Annotated in this window: 2 protein-coding genes; both read left to right on the forward strand. The window is 54.9% G+C overall.

The window, feature by feature from the left end; translation table 11 throughout:
• Positions 1-771 precede the first annotated feature (771 nt).
• On the forward strand, positions 772-2,016 hold the full coding sequence (locus Q0482_RS02255; protein ID WP_299142810.1) for a DNA repair protein: 1,245 nt from the start codon (positions 772-774) through the stop codon (positions 2,014-2,016).
• Positions 2,009-2,320, forward strand: a complete 312-nt coding sequence (locus tag Q0482_RS02260; RefSeq protein WP_299142813.1) for a hypothetical protein — start codon at positions 2,009-2,011, stop codon at positions 2,318-2,320. Before Q0482_RS02255 ends, Q0482_RS02260 begins: the two co-directional genes overlap by 8 nt.
• Positions 2,321-3,098: the final 778 nt, after the last annotated feature.

Here is a 3,098-nt window from a genome sequence, read left to right on the forward strand (position 1 = left end):
TCTGTGAGGGGCGGACAGAGTAATCTGATTCCGTCTACTCGACTGACACGGCCTTTGGCCGTGAGGGTGGTGGGGCTCCTTCAAATGATTTGGGGAGCCCTCTTTTTATAAAACCTTTACAACCGGGCTTCGCCCGTGGGAAAACATGCCAACTGCCCTTGCGGGCGAGGGAAAAAACCGAACAACCGGGCCGCAGGCCCGGTTGTTCGGTTTTCGCCGCCGTAGGCGGCATTATAAACTCATTGCCGCGCAGCGGCAATCCACAACCCTCGGCGGCGGAGCCGCCGTCAAACCTAAGAACCTTTTGAACCTTTTGAACCCTCACGCCGCAGGAGTGTCCAAAGGCCGGTCAAACTTAAGAACCTTTTCTCTCCCCACAGGCCCTGCGGGCCCGCCCCCTTTGGTGCTGACGCACCACCTTCCCCCCGCAAGCGGTGGGACAACAACCCGTGCTTAATGTAGAGTCACTTATAATATAAGCGGAATGTCATACGGAGCTTTATTGTGCCCCCGCACAAATCGGTCAGCCGGTTGAAAGGATGGCCTCTTAATGGGCAGGCTGGAGGCCAACTTCGGCTGACTTGGAGGTCCTATGCAGGGCCTCCACAGTGGGACAATAAATGGGGTGGGGAACCCTCTGAACCTTTTCTTCGCACTCATTTCTAATCCGGTGTTCCATTGTACTTACCAAACGAGCATTCTATAATAATTACAGAACGAATATTTCACAAAAATAAGTTTGATGGAGGAGCCATGAAAGAGCGGATATATATGTGTATAGACCTGAAAAGCTTTTATGCTTCCGTGGAGTGCGCGGCCAGGGGGCTGGATCCCTTTACCACGGACCTGGTGGTGGCAGATCCCACCCGGGGCCCCGGGGCCCTCTGTCTGGCGGTAAGTCCCGGACTGAAGGCGAAGGGGGTGAAGAACCGCTGCCGGATTTTTGAAATCCCGCCGTCCCTGCCCTATATGATTGCGCCGCCGCGGATGAAACTTTACATGACCGTTTCTGCCGACATTTACAATACCTATCTCCGCTTCTTCGCCAAAGAAGACGTGTATGCCTATTCCATAGACGAATGCTTCGTCCATGTGACGCCCTACCTGGACCTCTACCGGAGAGACGGCATGGGCATTGCCTCCATGATGATGGAAGCGGTGTATGAGCGCACCGGCATCTGCGCCACGGCGGGGGTGGGGACCAACCTGTTTCTGGCGAAAATCGGCATGGATATACTGGCCAAACACCTGCCGGAGCACATTGCCTACCTGGACGAGAAACTTTTCCGGGAAAAAATGTGGCACCACCGGCCCATTACGGACATATGGAACATAGGAAAGGGCATCGCCCGCAGACTGGAGAAATACGGAGTCTACGACCTCCATGGCGTTACCCTGCTGCCGGAAAAGACACTGTACAGAGAATTCGGCATCAATGCGAAGTACCTCATCGACCATGCCCACGGCCGGGAGCCCTGCACACTGGAGGACATCCATGCCTACCGGCCGGAAAAACGGTCCATCAGCACGGGACAGGTGCTTTTTGAAGACTATACCTATGAAGAAGGGCAGATACTCCTCTATGAAATGGCGGAACTCCTGATCCAGGAACTTCTGGAAAAAAGACTCACCGCCGGAGGCATTGCTCTCTACGTAGGCTACTCCGGACGGGGCAGGAAGGGGAGCGGCGGCAGCAGGAAACTGGCCGATCCTACCGACGTGCCGGAAGACATATGGCAGGCCTTTGAAAAGCTATACCGGGACAAAACCATCCCCGGCCTTGGCATACGTACCCTCCGCCTCAGCCTGGAAGACACGGTGCCTGCAGACAATGTACCCCGCCCTGTTTCCCTCTTCCGCTCCCCGGAAGAAGAAGAAAGGCAGAAAAAAGTGGAAATGGTCATGCTGGAAATCAAAAGGAAATATGGAAAAAACGCGCTGCTCCGAGGCATTGACTATTTCCCCAAAGCCACCCTGCGCAGCCGGAATGAAATGGTAGGAGGACACCATGAGTGATAAACAGAGAGCCCGCCAGTTCCTTCCCTTCGACGGCCTTGCCGGCTACGGCAGCCTCATTCGGGAAGCAGGACGGGAAAAAGATAAAAAAAGACCCCTCTCCGAAGACCGGGCCGCCATGCTGGACAGCATCGTGGGGCGTCTGAAAAAAGGAACCGCGCTGGAAATTACATTCTACGACCGAGACAGCTACCGCACCCTGCAGGGCACCCTGGAAATGGTGGACAGCATCGGACGCCGCCTCTGCCTGGAAGGGAAAAAGATTGACTTTGAAGATATATGGGAGATAAAGGTTAGAGAATAAATAAGAGGCTGGTGGATGGGGGCGAGATTAGGATCGGGGTCGAGATCGGGATCGAAATCGGGATCGGGATCGGGAAGCCCCGCCTTCCACCGGTCATCCTGAGCGCAGCGAAGGATCTCGGTACATGTAGTAAGTGAGGCAGATGACAGTAAATACCAGTCGGCGGGGCGGCTGTATTCCCGTAGGGGCCTGCGCCTTCGGCGCAGAGGGGCATATGGACACTCCCCTGGCGGGTGTGAGGGCTCTCAGGTTTGACACGGCCTTTGGCCGTGAGGGTTGTGGTGGGTGGCTCCGCCGCCAGTATGAATAAAACCTTTACAACCGCCCTGCAGGCGAAAGAAAACAGGCCAACCGCGCCTTTGGCGCGAGGAAATGCACCCCTTTTGGTGCTAACGCACCACCTTTCCCCCGCAAGCGGTGGCACAATAAAGCTCCGCGAATCATTTTTCTCAAAAGTTGCTCTACATTAAGCACGGGTTGTAGTCCCACCGCACAGCGGGGGGAAGGTGGTGCCGTAGGCACCAAAGGGGGAGAAGCCACCGGAGGTGGCTAATCACCGGAATGTTATTCATAACGTATGAAACCAAGGGTAAGTGTAGAGCAAACTTCCCCCACCGTGGAGAAGTACCGCCGCAGGCGGGGATAGGGGTGCATTTCCACGGGTTGTGCACATTCTGCAGAGAATGTGCAAGTCAGTCGAAGTTGGCCTATAGCCTGCCCATAAAGAGGGTGTAAAATTCCTTGTGTAAATTAGATTCCTATTAATAAACATGACATT

The sequence above is a fragment of the uncultured Dialister sp. genome (assembly GCF_937959425.1).
Taxonomy (GTDB): Bacteria; Bacillota; Negativicutes; order Veillonellales; family Dialisteraceae; genus Dialister.

What these genes read in the sequence shown, in the direction of transcription:
- Q0482_RS02255 (WP_299142810.1), top strand. Translation starts at nt 772, where the DNA reads ATGTGTATAGACCTGAAAAGCTTTTATGCTTCCGTGGAGTGCGCGGCC.
- Q0482_RS02260 (WP_299142813.1), top strand. Translation starts at nt 2,009, where the DNA reads ATGAGTGATAAACAGAGAGCCCGCCAGTTCCTTCCCTTCGACGGCCTT.